Origin of the sequence: Granulicella sp. WH15, assembly GCF_009914315.1 — a bacterium.
Lineage (GTDB): Bacteria > Acidobacteriota > Terriglobia > Terriglobales > Acidobacteriaceae > Edaphobacter.
Map to the genome: position 1 here is coordinate 3,978,332 of NZ_CP042596.1, position 16,592 is coordinate 3,994,923.

The 16,592-nt window shown below is 55.7% G+C and carries 16 protein-coding genes and 2 tRNA genes; 11 read left to right on the forward strand and 7 right to left on the reverse strand.

Annotated features, from left to right (window positions below; genetic code table 11):
• Nucleotides 1–54: 54 nt before the first annotated feature.
• On the reverse strand, nucleotides 55–471 hold the full coding sequence (locus FTO74_RS16510; RefSeq protein ID WP_162539058.1) for a hypothetical protein: 417 nt from the start codon (nucleotides 469–471) through the stop codon (nucleotides 55–57).
• On the reverse strand, nucleotides 471–1,448 hold the full coding sequence (locus FTO74_RS16515; RefSeq protein WP_162539124.1) for a zincin-like metallopeptidase domain-containing protein: 978 nt from the start codon (nucleotides 1,446–1,448) through the stop codon (nucleotides 471–473). Before FTO74_RS16515 ends, FTO74_RS16510 begins: the two co-directional genes overlap by 1 nt.
• Nucleotides 1,449–1,926: 478 nt before the next feature.
• On the opposite strand from FTO74_RS16515, the gene FTO74_RS16520 reads away from it, so the two are divergent.
• A complete protein-coding gene (locus FTO74_RS16520) occupies nucleotides 1,927–2,271 on the forward strand; it encodes a hypothetical protein (protein ID WP_162539125.1) in 345 nt (114 codons plus the stop codon).
• Between the two features lie 43 nt (nucleotides 2,272–2,314).
• Here the strand turns inward: FTO74_RS16520 and FTO74_RS16525 are convergent, their stop codons facing one another.
• A complete protein-coding gene (locus FTO74_RS16525; protein WP_162539126.1) occupies nucleotides 2,315–2,746 on the reverse strand; it encodes a hypothetical protein in 432 nt (143 codons plus the stop codon).
• A gap of 190 nt (nucleotides 2,747–2,936) precedes the next feature.
• Between FTO74_RS16525 and FTO74_RS16530 the strand changes: the two genes are divergently transcribed.
• The 5 genes from FTO74_RS16530 to FTO74_RS16550 all read left to right on the forward strand — a co-directional run bounded on the left by FTO74_RS16530 (nucleotide 2,937) and on the right by FTO74_RS16550 (nucleotide 8,034).
• A complete protein-coding gene (locus FTO74_RS16530) occupies nucleotides 2,937–3,836 on the forward strand; it encodes a hypothetical protein (RefSeq protein ID WP_162539127.1) in 900 nt (299 codons plus the stop codon).
• Between the two features lie 53 nt (nucleotides 3,837–3,889).
• The gene (locus FTO74_RS16535; protein WP_162539128.1) at nucleotides 3,890–4,414 is read left to right on the forward strand and encodes a hypothetical protein; all 525 of its coding nucleotides are present in this window, start codon (nucleotides 3,890–3,892) and stop codon (nucleotides 4,412–4,414) included.
• Nucleotides 4,415–4,542: 128 nt separating this feature from the next.
• Nucleotides 4,543–6,393 (forward strand): DUF4365 domain-containing protein, encoded by a 1,851-nt coding sequence (locus FTO74_RS16540; RefSeq protein WP_255462340.1) that lies wholly within the window; start codon nucleotides 4,543–4,545, stop codon nucleotides 6,391–6,393.
• A 265-nt stretch (nucleotides 6,394–6,658) separates the two neighbouring features.
• Complete coding sequence (locus tag FTO74_RS16545; protein WP_162539130.1) at nucleotides 6,659–6,958, forward strand: OB-fold nucleic acid binding domain-containing protein; 300 nt, start codon at nucleotides 6,659–6,661, stop codon at nucleotides 6,956–6,958.
• A gap of 113 nt (nucleotides 6,959–7,071) precedes the next feature.
• Nucleotides 7,072–8,034: a restriction endonuclease gene (locus FTO74_RS16550; protein WP_162539131.1), complete on the forward strand. Its 963-nt coding sequence runs from the start codon at nucleotides 7,072–7,074 to the stop codon at nucleotides 8,032–8,034.
• On the opposite strand, the gene FTO74_RS16555 is transcribed toward FTO74_RS16550, so the two are convergent.
• The 3 genes from FTO74_RS16555 to FTO74_RS16570 form a co-directional block, all read right to left on the reverse strand.
• Nucleotides 8,012–10,123 carry a hypothetical protein gene (locus FTO74_RS16555; RefSeq protein WP_162539132.1) on the reverse strand — a complete coding sequence of 704 codons (2,112 nt, stop codon included), beginning with the start codon at nucleotides 10,121–10,123 and terminating at the stop codon, nucleotides 8,012–8,014. The genes FTO74_RS16550 and FTO74_RS16555 overlap by 23 nt on opposite strands.
• Before the next feature lie 86 nt (nucleotides 10,124–10,209).
• Nucleotides 10,210–10,737, reverse strand: coding sequence for a hypothetical protein (locus FTO74_RS19985; RefSeq protein ID WP_345933537.1), 528 nt, complete (start codon nucleotides 10,735–10,737; stop codon nucleotides 10,210–10,212).
• Between the two features lie 117 nt (nucleotides 10,738–10,854).
• Complete coding sequence (locus FTO74_RS16570) at nucleotides 10,855–11,808, reverse strand: LysR family transcriptional regulator (RefSeq protein WP_162539133.1); 954 nt, start codon at nucleotides 11,806–11,808, stop codon at nucleotides 10,855–10,857.
• 313 nt (nucleotides 11,809–12,121) lie between these two features.
• On the opposite strand from FTO74_RS16570, the gene FTO74_RS16575 reads away from it, so the two are divergent.
• Nucleotides 12,122–12,367, forward strand: a complete 246-nt coding sequence (locus FTO74_RS16575) for a helix-turn-helix domain-containing protein (protein ID WP_162539134.1) — start codon at nucleotides 12,122–12,124, stop codon at nucleotides 12,365–12,367.
• A gap of 233 nt (nucleotides 12,368–12,600) precedes the next feature.
• A complete protein-coding gene (locus FTO74_RS16580) occupies nucleotides 12,601–13,653 on the forward strand; it encodes a site-specific integrase (RefSeq protein ID WP_162539135.1) in 1,053 nt (350 codons plus the stop codon).
• 70 nt (nucleotides 13,654–13,723) lie between these two features.
• Here FTO74_RS16580 and FTO74_RS16585 read toward each other — a convergent pair.
• A tRNA-Asp gene (locus FTO74_RS16585) sits at nucleotides 13,724–13,800 on the reverse strand.
• Nucleotides 13,801–13,975: 175 nt separating this feature from the next.
• On the opposite strand from FTO74_RS16585, the gene FTO74_RS16590 reads away from it, so the two are divergent.
• The 3 genes from FTO74_RS16590 (at nucleotide 13,976) to bshA (ending at nucleotide 16,250) form a co-directional block, all read left to right on the forward strand.
• A tRNA-Val gene (locus tag FTO74_RS16590) sits at nucleotides 13,976–14,052 on the forward strand.
• Nucleotides 14,053–14,164: 112 nt separating this feature from the next.
• Nucleotides 14,165–14,713, forward strand: coding sequence for a ChbG/HpnK family deacetylase (locus FTO74_RS19850; protein ID WP_255462341.1), 549 nt, complete (start codon nucleotides 14,165–14,167; stop codon nucleotides 14,711–14,713).
• Between the two features lie 340 nt (nucleotides 14,714–15,053).
• Nucleotides 15,054–16,250, forward strand: a complete 1,197-nt coding sequence (bshA, locus tag FTO74_RS16600) for an N-acetyl-alpha-D-glucosaminyl L-malate synthase BshA (RefSeq protein ID WP_162539136.1) — start codon at nucleotides 15,054–15,056, stop codon at nucleotides 16,248–16,250.
• Nucleotides 16,251–16,592 lie beyond the last annotated feature (342 nt).

Genomic DNA, 16,592 nt, shown 5'->3' on the forward strand with positions numbered 1-16,592 from the left:
AAGACACGCGGAGCGAAACACGGTGGCCGGTTCCGCTCCGCAGGAGGGAGCGGACTAGCCACGAATCGACTTGTCCGTGAAGGCTTCTACAAAGCCTTGCAATCTGAGGTTGTCGTTCCATGTCTCCGCGAACCGCTCATGCTGCTTATGCAGTTCCAACAGGCACACGTAATGCTCACGAACGAGATTGCGGCTCCACTGCTCCACGCCGAAGTAATCGTTGCGCCAGTAGAAGGGATCGAGACACGCCTTACTTGCGATAGGCAGGCACAACTCGAAACACATCTCCGGGTCACGCATAAGGTCGCCGTTCTGTTCGCCGTAGTGCGCGACGGAGAGAGCGGGGAGTCCCATCGGCCCCGTTCCGATGGTTTCGATAACAAGAGCCATATAGGGAGCGTTTTCGATTTTGAGGTAGAGGTTAGGCCGGAATCCTCCGGCCATCTTGAGAATGTCGAGGATGGTCTGCATTACGCCACCTCCGCAAGTTCTGCCGCTGCGGGGACGGGCGGCTGCAACGCGGCGGCGGCGTCTTCTTCCTCTTCCGCAAACGTGGTGCCGAGAATCGAGTCCACGGCTTTCTGAGCGTTCGCGGCAGCGTGGACGATGAGGCGGTTATCCTCTTCCAGCTTGGAAATCCAGTTCTGAATATAGGCAGTGGTGTTGCGGTCGGTGTGTTCGTTGGCAATCTCCGCGATGGCGCAAAGGAAGGCTGCGCCCATTTCGGCTACCAGTTCTTCCTTGCTGTAGAGGTGATCTCCGAAGCGGTCGCCAAAGGTGCGATTAAGGCGGCTTTCGTGGCCGGTGCTGTGGACAAGCTCATGAAACAGGGTGCTGTAGTAGTGGGGTGCATCCACGAAGCGGGAGCGAACGGGCATGTGGACGGCATCGGTGCTTGGTCGGTAGTAAGCGCGGCACTCGGACACAGTGGTCAGATGAAGGGCGGGGCGGTTCTCCCATCCGGTAACGATCGCTTCGCAAGTCTCGTCCGCATCTACCTCCGGGGCGGTGGTGGGCTGCTCGATGATTTGCGGCAGCGTGAGGCCGTCGCACTGCTCGACGTTGAAGACGGTGTAGTAGCAGAGAACGAAGGGAGCGCGGTCGTCCTCTGCGTGAGTGCTTTCGTCTTCCTTCCTGCGGTCGCGTAGCTGTTTGTAAAAGACAATCTGCGTCCCTTTCTCTCCCTTGCGGACGGTGCCTTTTAGCTCCTGCGCCTGTTTGAAGGTGAGCCAAAAGGGAGAGTTATAGGGGCTGGACCAAAGCAAAAATACGTTGATGCCTCGATAGGGCTTCCCGGTACGGAAGTTGCGCGGGAAGGGGCCTCCGGTAAAGTGTGGGGTCTGCCACGGCTTCTCCCACGGAATGACGCCAGTCTTGAGGCTGGAAAGGATGCGGTCGGTAACGGTCTGGTAGATATTCGGTCTGCTGCTGGTGCTTGGCTTCTTCATCGCTTGCTTCTCCCTCGCGGTTGCGGTTGCTGTTGTACTTCCGCGTTGAAACGCGGCATGTACATGCCGAACGCCTCCTGGCGAAGGTGGGGGGTAGCAACTGCAAGGAGAGGGGGATCACCCACCCTTGCAACGGGAGCGCAGCGGCAAGTGGAAAGGGCGAAGCGCAGCGGAGGGCTGCACAGAGCGCAGCGGCGGAAGCCTGGGGAGACTCCTTGCGGGCGCGAGGGGCGAAGCTCCCCTTAGCGGTTTTTGCTGTTGTTTGTTCCTGGCGGTGGGGCGTTGCGGGGAGGGTGGACCTCCCCGCATGGATGGGGAGCGGAAAACGCCGGGCAGTATCGGCGCTTGCAGCGTGGGAAGGGCGAAGCTACCTTCCCTGCAAGATGTAACTGCGGGAAAGTAAACGCTACTGGCTCTTCGCTATGAGCCCTGTTTCGCGGCTGTTAGGCTTGAGCACAACGATGCTCAGGAGCCACACATGCCTTTACCTGTAACCGATGTCGAGATATTGAAAGGCTACATAAATGGTGTCATGGCTAGAGCCGACCACCACGCCAATGAAGTTGAGGAGATCGCACTTGCTTTAGCCGGAGCAATCGTCTGGAAGAAAGACGCCGGGAAAGATATTCAGGTTATGCAGAAAGAGGGGGACACCAAGAACGTACTCTGGGTTTCGATGGGTGGGCAGCGGTATACGTTCTCTTACAACCACACTGCAAAAACCATCGAGATGCGTGACGGTAATCTGAGAGGCGCGGTATTGCATTCGTTCTCGAACTCAATGCCCCTTTCGACCCTGCATCAGATATTTGTGGGACTGTAGATCGCAAAAGGCGAGCGTGAGACAGCGTGTAGTGGAGTGACAGTTATTGCTCCGCCTCATCCTCAATCTCGGCAGGCTCGTTCGACAACTCAAAGATGATGGGATAGGTCGTCCATGACCATTGCGGCTGCATTGCGTCAAACGCTTCCTTCTCGCCAACGTGTGTCAGAAACTTTGGCCGCGGAGTATTTGGATCAATAGGGGTGATGTCGTACAGCACGCCGTCATCATCGACGACCGAGTGAGCGATGAGGTGGCAGGAACCAGACTCATCGTTTCCCCAGGTCAGCCACCCGCGAACCCTCACGCGGTTCTCGTGTCCAGCGTTCCAGGAGTCAACATTTTTGTGGCAGTCCGCGAGTTTCGGTTGCCAATCCCCGAGGGAAACCGTCCTAAAAGGGACGCTCCTCGCCTCGCCTATCCGAGATTGGAGCAAAGCGAAGTAGTTCAGGATCTCGGGGGTGACGATTCGCATATGTTCGCATTTTATAGACCATGAGTGGATCATAGGAGCAAGGCATATCGTGATAAACCCTACGGTCAGCTCGCCGTCATCCGCCGTACCAGTTCCAAACGGTACGTCACGCGCATTGTGGGCCGCTGCGATTGGCGGCGTCCTGGTCGTACTCGCTGCTGGCATTCTTTACTGGAAGAGGAAAAGCCGTATGAATAAGCGCCTCCCGATCGTCTGCTTCGATACAGGAGCACACAACAGACTGGCGGATGAGGGGATCAACTCAGAGACCATCCTTGCCGCGATGAAATCCAAATTCTTCTTTCGTCTCGCTGGACTGAGTTATGAAGAGTTGGCATCTACGCCGGATGCCGCAAAGCGTCTCGCGTTTCTGGAGGACTGTAGGAAGCTGAAAGAAGGACCGTGGGACTGCCTCAATCCGCACTATGAGGTTCTAAAACTGCTCATCAAGGCACACGCCGACGATCCGGCCAGGTTCGACTGGCTTGCCGTCGATGTGAGATCAGGAGAACTTAACCATGAAATTCGCACTGGTGAACTCACCGCAGACGATCAACTGTCCGGCGAACAATGGAAAGAGCAGAAAGAAGCATTGAAGGGCTACAAAAAGATGTGGGTCGATCTGCGGTCAAAACTGGAGTCGGCCTTCGTCGCGGAAGGCAAGCCGCATCCGACAACTTTTAAGGAAGCGTACAAGGAGTACGGCCCGCGACTCTTGCCTTCCATCGGTAAAGGGCTTTATGACGGCGGACTCAAAGCGGAGGCGGCAGATCGTGGTGAGCAAATCCCGGCGGATACGGATATTGAAACGGTGAAGCACTTCATCGACAACTGCCCGCCCTTCCGCGCCTTGTTATGCGCCGTGCTGATGTCTTGGTATCACCATTCTGCAAGAGATGAAGATTCTGGCGAGAGGTTCAGGGCGGGCAGGAATGACTTGTTTATGAGCTTGTATCTTCCATATTCCGACATCTTCGTCACTGCCGAGAAGAAAGGTGAGCAGGAGCGATGTTTGAAGGAGATAGCGTCCGTCCTCTCCTTGAAAACGGAGATTCTCTCGTATGACGATTTCATTAGTAGGCTTCGGTAAGTCTCTTCAGACCCAGGCCGGTGAGTCAATACCTTTAGATTACTGAAAATATTATGAAACGAACGCTACAGCTCGACAAGTATGCGGCGGATGCAAAGACATGGCGGATATACGCTCAGTTCAATCTCGATGCTTCGCGAGTGCTTTTCACACACGAGAACGCCTTGACGCTCTGTTTTCCTGCGGCGACGCTCGGGCATCATGCCATCGAAGCGTTGCTCAAGACAGCATTGATTCGCGAAGGTATGACGATCTTCGATCCCGACAAACTCAAGCAACTGGATGGTTCGGTCACTCTCGAAAAAGATCAATGCGCGTGGGGACATCATTTGGTGCGACTCGGGAAGTTGCTGGCTGCAAAGCGTCCTGATCTCGACTTATCGGCAGAACTCAGGGGGTTTTTCTTTCCACACAAAATGCCGATGACGATTGAAGACGGCCTTGCGATGTTCGATCCGTTTTTCTGGGAACTGCGCTATCCGCAACAACTCGATAAGCTCGAAGGTATCGGGCCGGACGACTACCGCGTCCTCGATGCGCTCGTCGTCGCCCTGGAGCCTTTCGCCGGAAGATTGTGATGTCGTTTGAAGTTCTGAGGGCAGCATTCGGAGCGCTTGCGCGTGCAATGCGACTTGGTGGGTATTCGCCTGGGCGGCTAGAGCACGCTACCTTATGATGTCTTTACGAGACAGTTCACGAGGTTCCGTTGATTACCCGATCGCCTGAGCACGACACCAACCGCGCCGGAAAGCGAATGCTCCGCGAGCAGTTGGAAGCGTTCGGCTGGGTCGTCAATGAGATCACGGAAGACTACGGGATTGATTTCAATGTTCAGGTGTTCGAGGGCACGTCACCCACGGGTGCCTGGTTCCATGTACAACTGAAAAGCTCCGAATCGCCTGACTACTCTGCGGACGGGAGCTTCATCTCCCAGGTACTTTCCACGGCTCATGCGCATCACTACATGAACGAGTTGCAGGGACCAATTTTTCTTGTCGTCGCCGATGCTGCTGCAAAGTCCTTGTTCTGGTGCGCTCCCCAGCTCATGCGGAGTCAGGCCGACGCCATCGCGGTCAGCGACAACAAATCGATGACAGTGCGAGTTCCGACCTCCCAGGCGTTACCTGCTACCGCACCGGCGCTCCTCAGTAGCCTCGATACGTTGTACATGCTGCTCGCGACACGACAACTGGTGTCCGGCTCGATGGCGGATTTTGCGAAAACCTTAAAGCATCTCGGCGGCCAAGACGTTTTGTTTCAGGAGTTTCAGGAGAAGGCGAATACTCTCAAGTTGCTGAAGATCCGCGATCTGTTTAGGGACGATAAGTACGTCGAGGCCCGCGCCAGAGTCGCGGCGATTCTGAACGATTTGGATTCCTCCGTCGAGATTAAATACGCGGCGCAGGTGCAGTTGGAGGTGATCGACTTTACGGATATTGTACGATCCGGCAGACCGCAAGCGGAGCTTTCCCAGCGCCTTCTGAGTCATGCAAAGACACTACAAACGATCACCGCAAAGGGACCTGCGCATTTCAAGTTTGCCGCCTTAATTAAGAGAAAGGCCGCAGAACTGGAGGTATTGGTCAAAGAGAACTCGGATGTCTTTATGACACTCAAGCAGCAAGTGGCCCTGGGACAGAATCCGCTGATGGTTCTGAACCTTTATGCGCGCCGCACCATGCTTCTCCGTGATGTCACAAGGAAGTACAACCAGTGCGTTCGACTCGCGCAACTTGCAGCCAACTATCCAGAACGCTGGGCGCTGGGGCGCGCGCTTACGGATATTGTCAAAGCGATTGCATACTTCATCGGGACGCTTCGCGCAAACGGAAACACCGAGATGGAACGCCAGTATGCTGAATCTGCTCTGCAAATCTGCAAACTGGCCGAGTGGATCAGCATCGAATCGGGAGATTTGGATGGAGCTGTCGTCGCGATTCTGGCCGCAGTGATTACCGTGCATGATACCGACACTGCTGGATACAGATGGGCAGTGGAAGCGGTTCAAGGTATATCCGACACAAAGCTCCGCTCCGATGCTCTGGAAGGCATCGAGCGTGGAGTCAAGCGTTGGAAGGGAGAGAATGTCCCCGGCGACTATGTGGGCGATACGATTTGGCAGATTATTCAAAACGTGGCAAGCGCGCAAGGAATCGACATTTCGGATGAAGCCTCGCCCTTAGTGCGGCAACTCCGCATCGCTGCTCGGGATGATACTTTCGAGCGGGTTCTCAAAGACTGCGAACACCTTCTGGTCAGCATCGGTGCCGTAGGGCCAATCGCTCGATACATCCAGGAGTATTTTGCGACAACGATGGCCGCTTCTAAAGTCGTCCATTGCACGTTGCACGATTACCACTACGAAGACAAGGAACTTGACATAGCCTACGCAAAGTTTCGCGCCGACTACTGTGACAAGTGTCCAGACCGCAAACCGAGAGCGACCGATTGGACGTACAGTGCAGCGGAACAGCGGTTACACGAAGACCGGCATAGGCCACTCATGAAGAGCCTAGCTGGCACCCGCTATGGAGTGCGGCCTACAGTGACCGACTGAGACTCTGTTTGTCGGGTTTCGCCGGGAGCGGCCGCACACGCGCCGAGTGCATACGGAAATAGTAAGAACCTTATTTGCATAGCTTTACGTCATAAATGCTCAAGCTGCGAAGCAATGGCTGTTTGCAACGGCGGGCACGATTAGGCGAACATAAGACGAATAGGCAACCTTATGCCCTCGTCCTCTGCAATTCGTCTCTAGGTCGAAAACCAAACTCGCAAGCCGAGTTCCCGCTGCGCTGACCCTGAAGATCAAGCAGGCCCCGGTGCTGTTCGCAACCGGGATCGCGGAGGTCGATGCCGTCCTGGGCGGCGGCATTGCGCGGCAGCGTCCGAGGACGGTCTCTGGTTTTATCTTTATCAGCCTTGAGGATGAGACCGGCATCTCGAACGCCATCATTCATCCCAAGGTGTATGAGCGAAACCCGATGATCGTAACGGGTGGGAAGTTTCTGCTTATCGAAGGGGTACTTCAGAATCAGGACGATGTGGTCTCGGTGAAGGCGTCTTCTGTTCGCGTTCTCGACTTGGGACCAATGGATATGCGGTCGCATGACTTTCATTGATGCTCAGGCTGTCGCTGGAAGCGGCATCATAGAGGGAAGATGCCCCTTCCCTCTATGATGAACAGGCAGACCAACTAGCATCGTCTGACGCGATAGGATTGGAGGCTGTATCCATGATCGAGATACGCGGTGAAGGTGACGACCTCGCAGTATACGTCGCTGACAAAGAGGTTGAAATCCTAGATGCGGGTGGTGAACACATTCTGGCCGAATGTAGTCTGGAGGATCTGACGGGCGAGCAAGCTCAACCCTTTCCAGACGAGTTAGAGTTGGAAATCCGTAGCGAGAATGGCTTCGGAACATATCTATTCCATGAGGCGCACCTTTCGGCAACCCTTGATGGCGTCGCGCTGAGCTTCCACTGTCATACTCCGAACAAATATTGGGAGGGACAGTACGGTCTTGCCACTTATCTCGCAGCTATCCGAGATGAGCTGAGCTACCGGGAGAATTGGGAAGTAGTGCAAATTGAGCTGGAGGACGACTGGAAAAGCATAACTGTAGAACGCACCTTAGCCCTCGGTGATCCGCTTGGAGCAAGCATTTTGGCTGCGGCGGGGGATCTCAAGGGAGTGCTCCATGCTGCTGAGGTTTCACTCTCGGGCCTTCCTTGGTCTGATGAGTACCTGACTGACGAAGATCGCTTCTGCCGTGAATTGCTACACCCGCTCCTGCGCCGGATTGGATTTCTATTTGTGCGCTACACCCACGGGAGCCGAGAATACGGCAAGGATTTCACCTTTTCAGAATCGACCCTCTTCGGTCACTATCGCCACTACGGTCTGCAGGCGAAAGCTGGGGATGTGAGCGGCGGCGTCAATGCGGCTATCGACGAATTGCTAGGCCAGATTTCCGATGCGTTTGCAATGCCGTATTACGAGCTAGGTCTGAAGGAGCCGAGGTACATCTCTACTTTCGTCATTGCAATCAGCGGACGATTCACTGCCAATGCCAAAGAGAAGATTGCTGAAAAGATGCCCAGAGGTATTTGGGGGTCAGTCTATTTCCTTGACGGCGAGAGCATCACGGAACTGGTCGAGAGGTATTGGAAAGCTACCGACCGAAAAGGTACTTAACCAGCTCATCCGTTTCAGGGCTTTGCTCAAACGGGTAGTCAAGCCAAAGTGCGACATCGACGGACTTGGTGCTGCCTTCACGCCACCCGAGGGCAACCCACTTTACGAGGCGACGAGCGTATTTCTTTACACGCCCAAAGCCTTCTGCGCGCTGCGCGCTCTCTTCATCCGACAACTCTCGTGGACTGGCGACAATAGACATCCCCCAAGCCGGATCATCGTTTCCAGCACTCGAAGTCACGGTATCGCGCCTTTGTATGCAACGCTCTTTTGTGTTCTCGATAAGTCTCATCACTTCCTTGCTGGTCTCGCCCGATAGCTCCAGCAAGACGAGGGCGCAATCTGTCCGGTACTTCGATGGAAGTGATTCAATGTCCACCACAAGTTCGTCGAAGCCCTGCGGTCGAATTACTTTAGGGAGCGAATATTCGATTTCTCTGTCATACCGATTGAAAACATACTGGTCGATAGGTGGAGAATACCCGGAGAGGCCAATCAAGTTGGCTTCATCCATATCGCCGCCTTTCAGCCAGAGGCCCTGGTCTAAATAGAAAGCGAGCAGGTCCATCTCGTCTGCGCGAATTCTCTTGTCTCCAGTCTCAAGGAGCAGTCGCCGGCGGATGTAATGCAGCAGCTTGGCAGGCGAATTGCAAATCTGTGTCACGATGTCCAGATCGCCGATTGGCAACGCCCACGCGGGATATTCACTGTGGTCCATGCCCAGGTCGTCTTCCACTTCACGAATCCGCGTAGCAAATGAATGAAGAGGCATATAGGTCACGGCGACGAGAACTACCTCGTTTATCTCACTTCTCTTGATTACGATTTCTCCACTCTCGGCGAGGAGGCTCGACTGATCGCTAGACTCTAGGAACTTCCTCCCTTTGCAGGCTTGTGCAATCGCATTGCGAATCGCCTTTTGCAGGTCACTCTTGAGTGCCGCTTCGTTTTCTCCTCTGTGAGCAGCAAGAGTAAGTCCCTTGCTCTTGCACTGAACTATCAAAACCTTAGCGTCGTAAACGACAAGGGCATCTGCGAATTCTTCTCCATTGAGATAGCGTGGGTTGAGATAGACATCGCCCGCCGGGAATATTCGACGAAGAAACGATGTACTTAGCTCTTCCAGCACCTTTGCCCGGCTGGACTCAAATGTGCTCTTGTACGACTCATCGGCCATGAGATCGAAAAAGAAAGTCGAGTACAGGACTTCGTCGAGGGCATTCGGGGCGAATATCCAGAAAGATTGCCCGTCAGTGAAAAAGGGGCGTTCTTTAGCGGTGTTATAGTCCCAGAGTGCGCGGTCGGCATCGGTAAATGTGTTGGTAAAGAGTGGATTTCTGTACGGCGGCTGTTGGCTGAGACGCGATAGGAACGCTGCACAAACATTTTCCGCGAGTCGAGAACTCTCGGCGACATCCTGCACCGACATTCGATAAAGCAACGCAGATTGTCCGTAGAAGAGTTGAATAGCCGCCGATGAGAGTGCCTGGTCCTCGGTCATACCAACTGCTCGCCACTCATGTTCACGTTCTTCGATCAGTCTTCGAGCTGCTTCCTTTGCTTCTTCCCTCGATTTTTGAAAACGGTCATTCAGCTCTGACTTGATTGACTCGGCGATTCTGAGTGCGTCTCCAATGGTGAATCCTAGCCTGTTCTTGAACCATTGGTCATGAGGACTGTAAACAGCGCGAGTCAAATACCGGTACTGATGCGGATAAGCGTCGCCCCTAACGTATAACGAATGAATCCGAGCTGATGTCAGCGAACTCGAACGCTCTCCGCCAGCATTTGAGATCGCATCTTCAAGAAATTTACTGTTTAGCGCAGCAACATAGGCGTCTATAAGACGGATGAACTCTTCGAGGGTGCCCCCATCAACCCGTTCTGCCTCGGAGGGCAGCGGGCGCGTCGCATAATAGCCCGTTGCGAATTCAAGGTGCCTAGCATGGACATGAACGTCGTCGATTTCGCTGTGGAACTTGTCTTCCGGTACAAACAGATACGTCATGGCAAATTGGCTGAGAAAGTCTGTTGCATTGAAGCGATTGAGGAACGCGATCAGCTCCTCATAAGTATTGCTTGCACTCATTTAATCTCTCCGCCGAGATGATTATGTCTGATCTTTCTATTTCGGCATAGTATTCCCGTCTTTGGCAATCGGCGATACGATCTTGTTCAAAGAGTCAGCCCAAGACCATTGCCTTGGGCCCTTTCTACCGTAGACGTATGGCCCAACCCAATGCTCGCAGCCGGAGTCATGTTCCTCGCAAAGTCAATGGCAGATGCCTTCGATACATCGCGGCTCAGGCTTTCGGTGAGCGTGATGGCGTCATTGGTGAAAATCTGAGCATCATGAGAAGCCCGCGAAACTGAGACATACGCAAATCTCTGATTGATGAGTTCGGGGTAAACTTCGGTATCCATGTTCACTAACACGCGCTCGGCAGTGAGGCCCTGGGAACTGTGTGAAGTCACGGCGTAGCCATGATCGAAGTGTCGCATTTCGCGTGGGTCGAACGTAATGGTTTTGAAGGTTGTCATCAGCGTTTGTGCCCCTGAGAAGTCCATCGTTCCCTGGGCGTGAGCAACGCTGCTGCCAATGCCCGCGAAGGTGAGCGCAACCAGCGTTGGCCCCGTGACGTGTGCTGCACGAAGCAGTTTTCGTTTGAGATTGTTAATACGGAAGCGTGAACGAAGTGACATTGGCATTCTCCTGATGGCATGTTTTGTAATGCCATGTCACGGAAGCTAGGTCAGTCGCTCGGTGTTCGTCCAAGACTTATTTTCTATACTGCCCAAAGTTTCATTTATGGGAGCTGATTAGCCAATCAATTTCAGTTGTTGTGGTCGAATGCGTTCGGAGCGGGCACGTTTCCGTCCTGGATTCAGGCCACTCTGTTTCAGAAACTTTTCGATGAATGGCAACGCCATGTGGTTTCCGTCTTTGCTGGAGACGAACGCTATATCTGCTGTCCAATGAATGCCCGCAATCGGACGCGTAGTAAGGCCCGGTTCGAGAGTTGTGAACTGGTCAATCAGTGCGAAACCATAGTTTTGTTTGACCATCCACTGCATGTCGGATGGTGTTGCTGCTGAACTTGCCACATGCAACGGCATACCCTCCTCCGCAAACATTTCGATCAGACGCGAATGTGCGGACGGATGTAATTCTGGATCATGGAATATTTTGATTCTTGCGGCGATCTCGTGAATATCCAGTTGACTCTGCGATGCTAGAGGATCGTCTGCCCGCATACAAACAACAAGTGGTGATTGCATGATCTGCACGACGTTCCACATATCCTTGTCAACAGGCAATGGTAGGACTGCGCAATCCAGAGTTCCATGACCAAGGCGCTGCAATGTATGGAGTAGTTCAGTCCCGGATAGCTGGATTTCGCACCCTGGAAAGAGTTCTTCATAAGCATCACGAAACGTCTGTAACAGATGCGGACTCACGAAGGGAGAAAACCCCAGTCTCAAGGGAGGAACTTCGCCGTTATGGATCGCTCGCGCCATGACGAATATTTCAAGACGTTCTGCCAGAACATTACGCGCCCAATTGAGAACGAGTCGGCCCGCTGGGGTAGGTGAAACGCCGTCCCGTCCACCGCGCACGAAGATCGGAAATCCGATGTCGTCTTCGAGAGCGCGAACCTGATGGCTGATCGCTGGTTGAGAGCGGTATAGACGCTCTGCGGCTTTTGTAAAATTCTTGCCCTCATAAATGGCGACGAGGTATTCAAGATGACGAAACTCTACTGAGCTGGACATGGCCCTGATACTCCACTGGCTTGATCCCTACTTCCACATACTCGCGGGTTGTGAATAACTACAAAATCAATCGTTTGCTCGTGCATCACAGGTGTCAATTAGGAACCGAAAAGTATCTGGGAACCTAGAAGACTCTGGGAACCATTCGGTAACAGCATTTCCATCGAACCATAAGCAAAACTTTGGGCACTATTTATAGGAAGTATTGGACTGCGGAGGACACCACGAGCAGTCTTGGATCAAGTGCGTTCATGTATCGCCTTTTGGCGCTACGCATAGCTCAAATCTATTCTCGTTAGCCTGTGAGGTCCCAATGTCTTCAAATCTCGACCGCAACGATCCGAACACGATCCTCAAGAAACCCCCATCCAGCGTGGCTCCATTCGTTCCTGAGCGGCTGCTCGACAGCGACGAAGCCGCCGCCATCATGAACTGCCATCCGAAGACCTTACAGAAGCTCGCTCGTAAGGGCGTTCTGCGCGGGGTTCATGTAGGAAAGCTCTGGCGGTTTCGCGCTTCGGTCATCGAGGAATGGATACAACGGCAGTTAGCGAGCTAATTTCGTATCGACAAAAACCTCGACCTTTGCCCGGCGTAGCGCTAACCTAGAAATAGCCATCCGTTACGCCTGAGACAGGAGAAAGAATGTCAAGGCGAACACGGTATCAGAATGGAAGCGTGCAGCGTGAAGATCGGCGGAGTGGACCCGATGTTTGGGTTTTCCGTTGGTGGGAACCTGGCTCTGATGGTGAAAACAAGCGGAGGAAAGCAATCGTGGGGACTATCCTCACTTTGCCGACCGAAGCAATCGCCCTCAAAGCAGCCCGCGCGTTGCGCATCGACGCTAACTCACAAACCCCGCAGGCAGAAGGCGGGCCGGAAACAATCGCTGAACTGGTTGCTCACTATCGGCTGAAGGAGCTGAAAGAGGACAGCCACAGTCGGAAGTCGTTTCCTACACGAGCTGCCTATCGAAGTTATCTGGACAACTGGGTTCTCCCGCGTTGGGGCGAACTCAAACTGGACCAGATCAGGCCCGTCGCAGTCGAAGAATGGCTCGGCGGGATCAAGCGGGCGAAAGCAACACGAGCCAAGATTCGGAACCTGATGAGCGCTCTTTTCAGTCACGCGATGCGCTACGAGTGGACGGACAAAAATCCGATCAAGCTCGTGCGCCAGAGCGCGAAGCGGGAGCGCATCCCTGATGTTCTGGAACTCGCAGAACTTCAGCTTCTTCTCACCAAACTCGATACGCGGGAACGCACACTGGTTCTGCTGGCTGCTGCCACGGGGCTGCGTGTGAGCGAACTGTTAGGGATTCGGTGGGCAGATGTGGACTTCGACACCCTTGAGCTGAGTGTGACCCGATCCATCTGGCATCAGAAGATCGGGGAGTGCAAGACGGAAGCCTCCGCCAAGCCGGTTCCACTCGACGGCTATATGGCGGAAGACCTGCTTCAGTGGCGAAAGAAGAGTCCCTATCCGATGCAGGAAGATTGGGTCTTCGCCAGCCCGACCATGAAGGGGGAACAACCCTATTGGCCGGACAATCTGATGAAGCGGTACATCAAGCCGGTCGCCAAGGCGAACGGCATCCACAAGAACATCGGCTGGCACACCTTCCGTCACACCTTCGGCACACTGCTTAAGGCCAACGGGGAAGATGTGAAGACGGTACAGGAGCTTTTACGGCACGCCAACAGCAGGATCACACTGGATGTCTATACGCAGGCAGTGGGTTCCAATAAGCGAGCCGCACAAAGCAAGGTTGTAAGGATGATGATTCCCGGCATGGGTCAAAACGCGGGTGAGATGGACCCGCAGAAAGCTCAGGTTGGAGCTTAATGGACCCTTATCGGACCCGGATTTGCTTGTCACTTAGGTCCCATATATTCCGTAAGTCTTTTGGAATGTATGGCGGGGACGACGGGGCTCGAACCCGCGACCTCTGCCGTGACAGGGCAGCGCTCTAACCAACTGAGCTACGTCCCCCCACGTCGCACCTTCATCAATACGACAGAACCTAGTCTATCAGATGAGGAGCGATTTCGGGAGCCGATCTTCCTCTCCTCTGGAAAACATAGCCTCAAAAACAGTGACCTCGCCCGTATCCCACCTTTGGCCCGATCCTTGCTACACTGGAACAGCCCCATGTGCAGCAAAGATCGGGCGGTTAGCTCAGTTGGTTAGAGCGCCTGCCTTACAAGCAGGATGTCGGGGGTTCGAGTCCCTCACTGCCCACCACTTCTGATGAGACACAGCCTCCGGCCAAGCTCTCTCAAAGCCTGTTTTACCCCGCACTTACCCCTCAGTGGTACTCTTCGTTCAGCCCGGTCCCGATGGCCGCGAACTCTCCATGTCCTGCCGCCTCATCATCAACGCCGACGACTTCGGGCTTACCTCCGGCATCAACCGCGCCGTTCTCGAGCTGCACCGCGCCGGGGCTGTCACCTCCGCCACCCTCATGGCCACCGGCCCGGCATTCGACGAAGCCGCCGCCATCGCCCGCGCCAACCCCGCCCTCGGCGTAGGCTGCCACCTCGTCTTCACCGACGGCACACCCGTCTCCCCCCCTGCATCCATCCCCAGCCTGCTCGGTCCCGACGGCAAGACCTTCCGCCCTTCCACACTCGCCTTCGCCAAGGCGGTCCTGCGCGGCCAGGTGCAGCCCTCCGAGCTGGCCCTCGAAGCCCAGGCCCAGATCCAGCGGCTCCAAAGCGCCGAGGTCGTCGTCACCCACATCGACACCCACAAGCACACCCACCTCTTCCCCCTGGTCGCGGCGGCCATCTTCCCCGTCGCCCAGAGCTGCGGCATCGCCAGCGCCCGCAACCCCTTCGAGCCAGCCTGGCCTCCGCCCTCTCGCACCCCAGCCTCACCCGCCGCATCCAGCTTCTCCTCCTGAACCGCCTCCGCCCCGCCTTCAACACCGTCTCCACCGGCCTCCATCTCCCTGAAGGCACCCTCGGCATCGCCGCGACCGGCACCCTCGACACGCCCACCCTGCGCCGCCTCCTCGCCAGCCTTCCCGGCGACTCTCTCTACGAACTCTGCTGCCACCCCGGCTACAACGACGCCGAGCTAAAGCTCCAGAACACCCGCCTGCTCGCCACCCGCGAGGTCGAGCGCAAGGCCCTGCTCGCGGTCATCCCCGAAATAAGCCTGCAACCCAACGCCCCCAGCCTCATCCACTATGGGAACCTAGCCACAGCTAACCACGGCTTCGAGAAAGATCAGAAAGACCTATGACCTGCCTTCGCGACACACCCTCCCCGCGTCCGCTCAAGATCGGCATCACCTGCTACCCCACCTACGGCGGCTCCGGCGTCGTCGCCACCGAGCTGGGCATCGAGCTGGCCGCGCGCGGTCACCAGGTCCACTTCATCACCTCCTCGGCGCCCTTCCGGCTCACCGGCCGCGAGGCCAACATCTACCTCCACCAGGTCGAGACCTACCACTACCCCCTCTTCGAGCACGCCCCCTACGACCTTGCCCTGGCCACGCGCATGGCCGAGGTCGCCGAGTTCTACCAGCTCGATCTGCTGCACGTTCACTACGCCATTCCGCACTCGCTCAGCGCCTATCTGGCCAAGCAGATGCTCGCCACCCGCGGCATCAATCTGCCCTTCATCACGACACTGCATGGCACAGACATCACGCTGGTCGGCCTCGACCGCTCTTACCTGCCGATTACAAGGTTTGGGATAGAGCAGTCCGACGGCGTCACCGCCATCTCCAGCTACCTCAGCGACCGCACCCACGAGGCCTTCTCGATCGACACCCCCATCGAGGTCATCCGCAACTTCGTCAACTGCGACGTCTACGCCCACCACCCCGATCAGATCCGCGAGATGCGCCCGCGCTTCGCCGCCCCCGACGAGAAGCTGCTCGTCCACCTCTCGAACTTCCGCCCGGTCAAGCGGGTTCAGGACGTCATCAAGGTCTTCGCCCAGGTGGCCCACGCGCTGCCCGCGCGCCTGCTTCTCATCGGCGACGGCCCCGACCGCTCCACCGCCGAGTACCTTGCCCGCGAGCTTGGCGTCTCCGACCGCATCCACTTCCTGGGCAAGCAGGACAACGTCAACGAGCTGCTGCCGCTCGCCGACCTGATGCTGCTGCCGTCGGAGATGGAGTCCTTCGGCCTGGCTGCGCTCGAGGCGATGGCCTGCCGGGTCCCGCCCATCGCGACCAACATCGGCGGCATCCCAGAGCTGATCGACCACGGCATCAACGGCCTCATGTTCCCTGTCGGCGACGTTGACTCGATGGCCCGGGCCGCTATCGAGCTACTCGGCGATCCCGACCGGCTGGAGGCGATGTCGCACGCCGCACGCCAGACCGCGCAGGACCGCTTCTGCACCACGCGCATCATCCCGCTCTACGAGGCTTACTACTTGCAAATCCTCAACCAGACAGAAAAGAGCAAGGCGCAACGAGGATAAAAATGGATAAAAGGGGATAAGAGCGGAGCCTTGAGATTTATGCCGTTACGCGAAGCGTCCAAGACCGCACGAAGTGCCGCCCGCCCGGCGTGAGGGCGTTGTTGCTTGTTCTTTTGGTTGTCATTCAGGAGCGAAGCGGAGGAATCTGCTTCTGTTCTTGCCGTTGTTCTTGCTTTTGTTGTTGTCTTTGCCTTTGCTTCTGGGGTGGGTCGGGCTTTAGCCTGGATATTAGAACTCACCACCGACGCGGGCTTTAGCCCCGAGGTATGCTTTCTTCTCCTGAGGCACAGCGACCATCACCGCCACCCAACACGGATGAGACGCACAAAAACAAGCGCCTTG

Bases quoted from the DNA above. Each gene is read 5' to 3' on its own strand.
- FTO74_RS16575 (WP_162539134.1), top strand. From the start codon at position 12,122: ATGTCTTCAAATCTCGACCGCAACGATCCGAACACGATCCTCAAGAAA.
- bshA (WP_162539136.1), top strand. From the start codon at position 15,054: ATGACCTGCCTTCGCGACACACCCTCCCCGCGTCCGCTCAAGATCGGC.
- FTO74_RS19850 (WP_255462341.1), top strand. From the start codon at position 14,165: ATGTCCTGCCGCCTCATCATCAACGCCGACGACTTCGGGCTTACCTCC.
- FTO74_RS16515 (WP_162539124.1), bottom strand. From the start codon at position 1,448: ATGAAGAAGCCAAGCACCAGCAGCAGACCGAATATCTACCAGACCGTT.
- FTO74_RS16535 (WP_162539128.1), top strand. From the start codon at position 3,890: ATGAAACGAACGCTACAGCTCGACAAGTATGCGGCGGATGCAAAGACA.
- FTO74_RS16550 (WP_162539131.1), top strand. From the start codon at position 7,072: ATGATCGAGATACGCGGTGAAGGTGACGACCTCGCAGTATACGTCGCT.
- FTO74_RS16520 (WP_162539125.1), top strand. From the start codon at position 1,927: ATGCCTTTACCTGTAACCGATGTCGAGATATTGAAAGGCTACATAAAT.
- FTO74_RS16525 (WP_162539126.1), bottom strand. From the start codon at position 2,746: ATGCGAATCGTCACCCCCGAGATCCTGAACTACTTCGCTTTGCTCCAA.
- FTO74_RS16555 (WP_162539132.1), bottom strand. From the start codon at position 10,123: ATGAGTGCAAGCAATACTTATGAGGAGCTGATCGCGTTCCTCAATCGC.
- FTO74_RS16510 (WP_162539058.1), bottom strand. From the start codon at position 471: ATGCAGACCATCCTCGACATTCTCAAGATGGCCGGAGGATTCCGGCCT.
- FTO74_RS16530 (WP_162539127.1), top strand. From the start codon at position 2,937: ATGAATAAGCGCCTCCCGATCGTCTGCTTCGATACAGGAGCACACAAC.
- FTO74_RS19985 (WP_345933537.1), bottom strand. From the start codon at position 10,737: ATGTCACTTCGTTCACGCTTCCGTATTAACAATCTCAAACGAAAACTG.
- FTO74_RS16570 (WP_162539133.1), bottom strand. From the start codon at position 11,808: ATGTCCAGCTCAGTAGAGTTTCGTCATCTTGAATACCTCGTCGCCATT.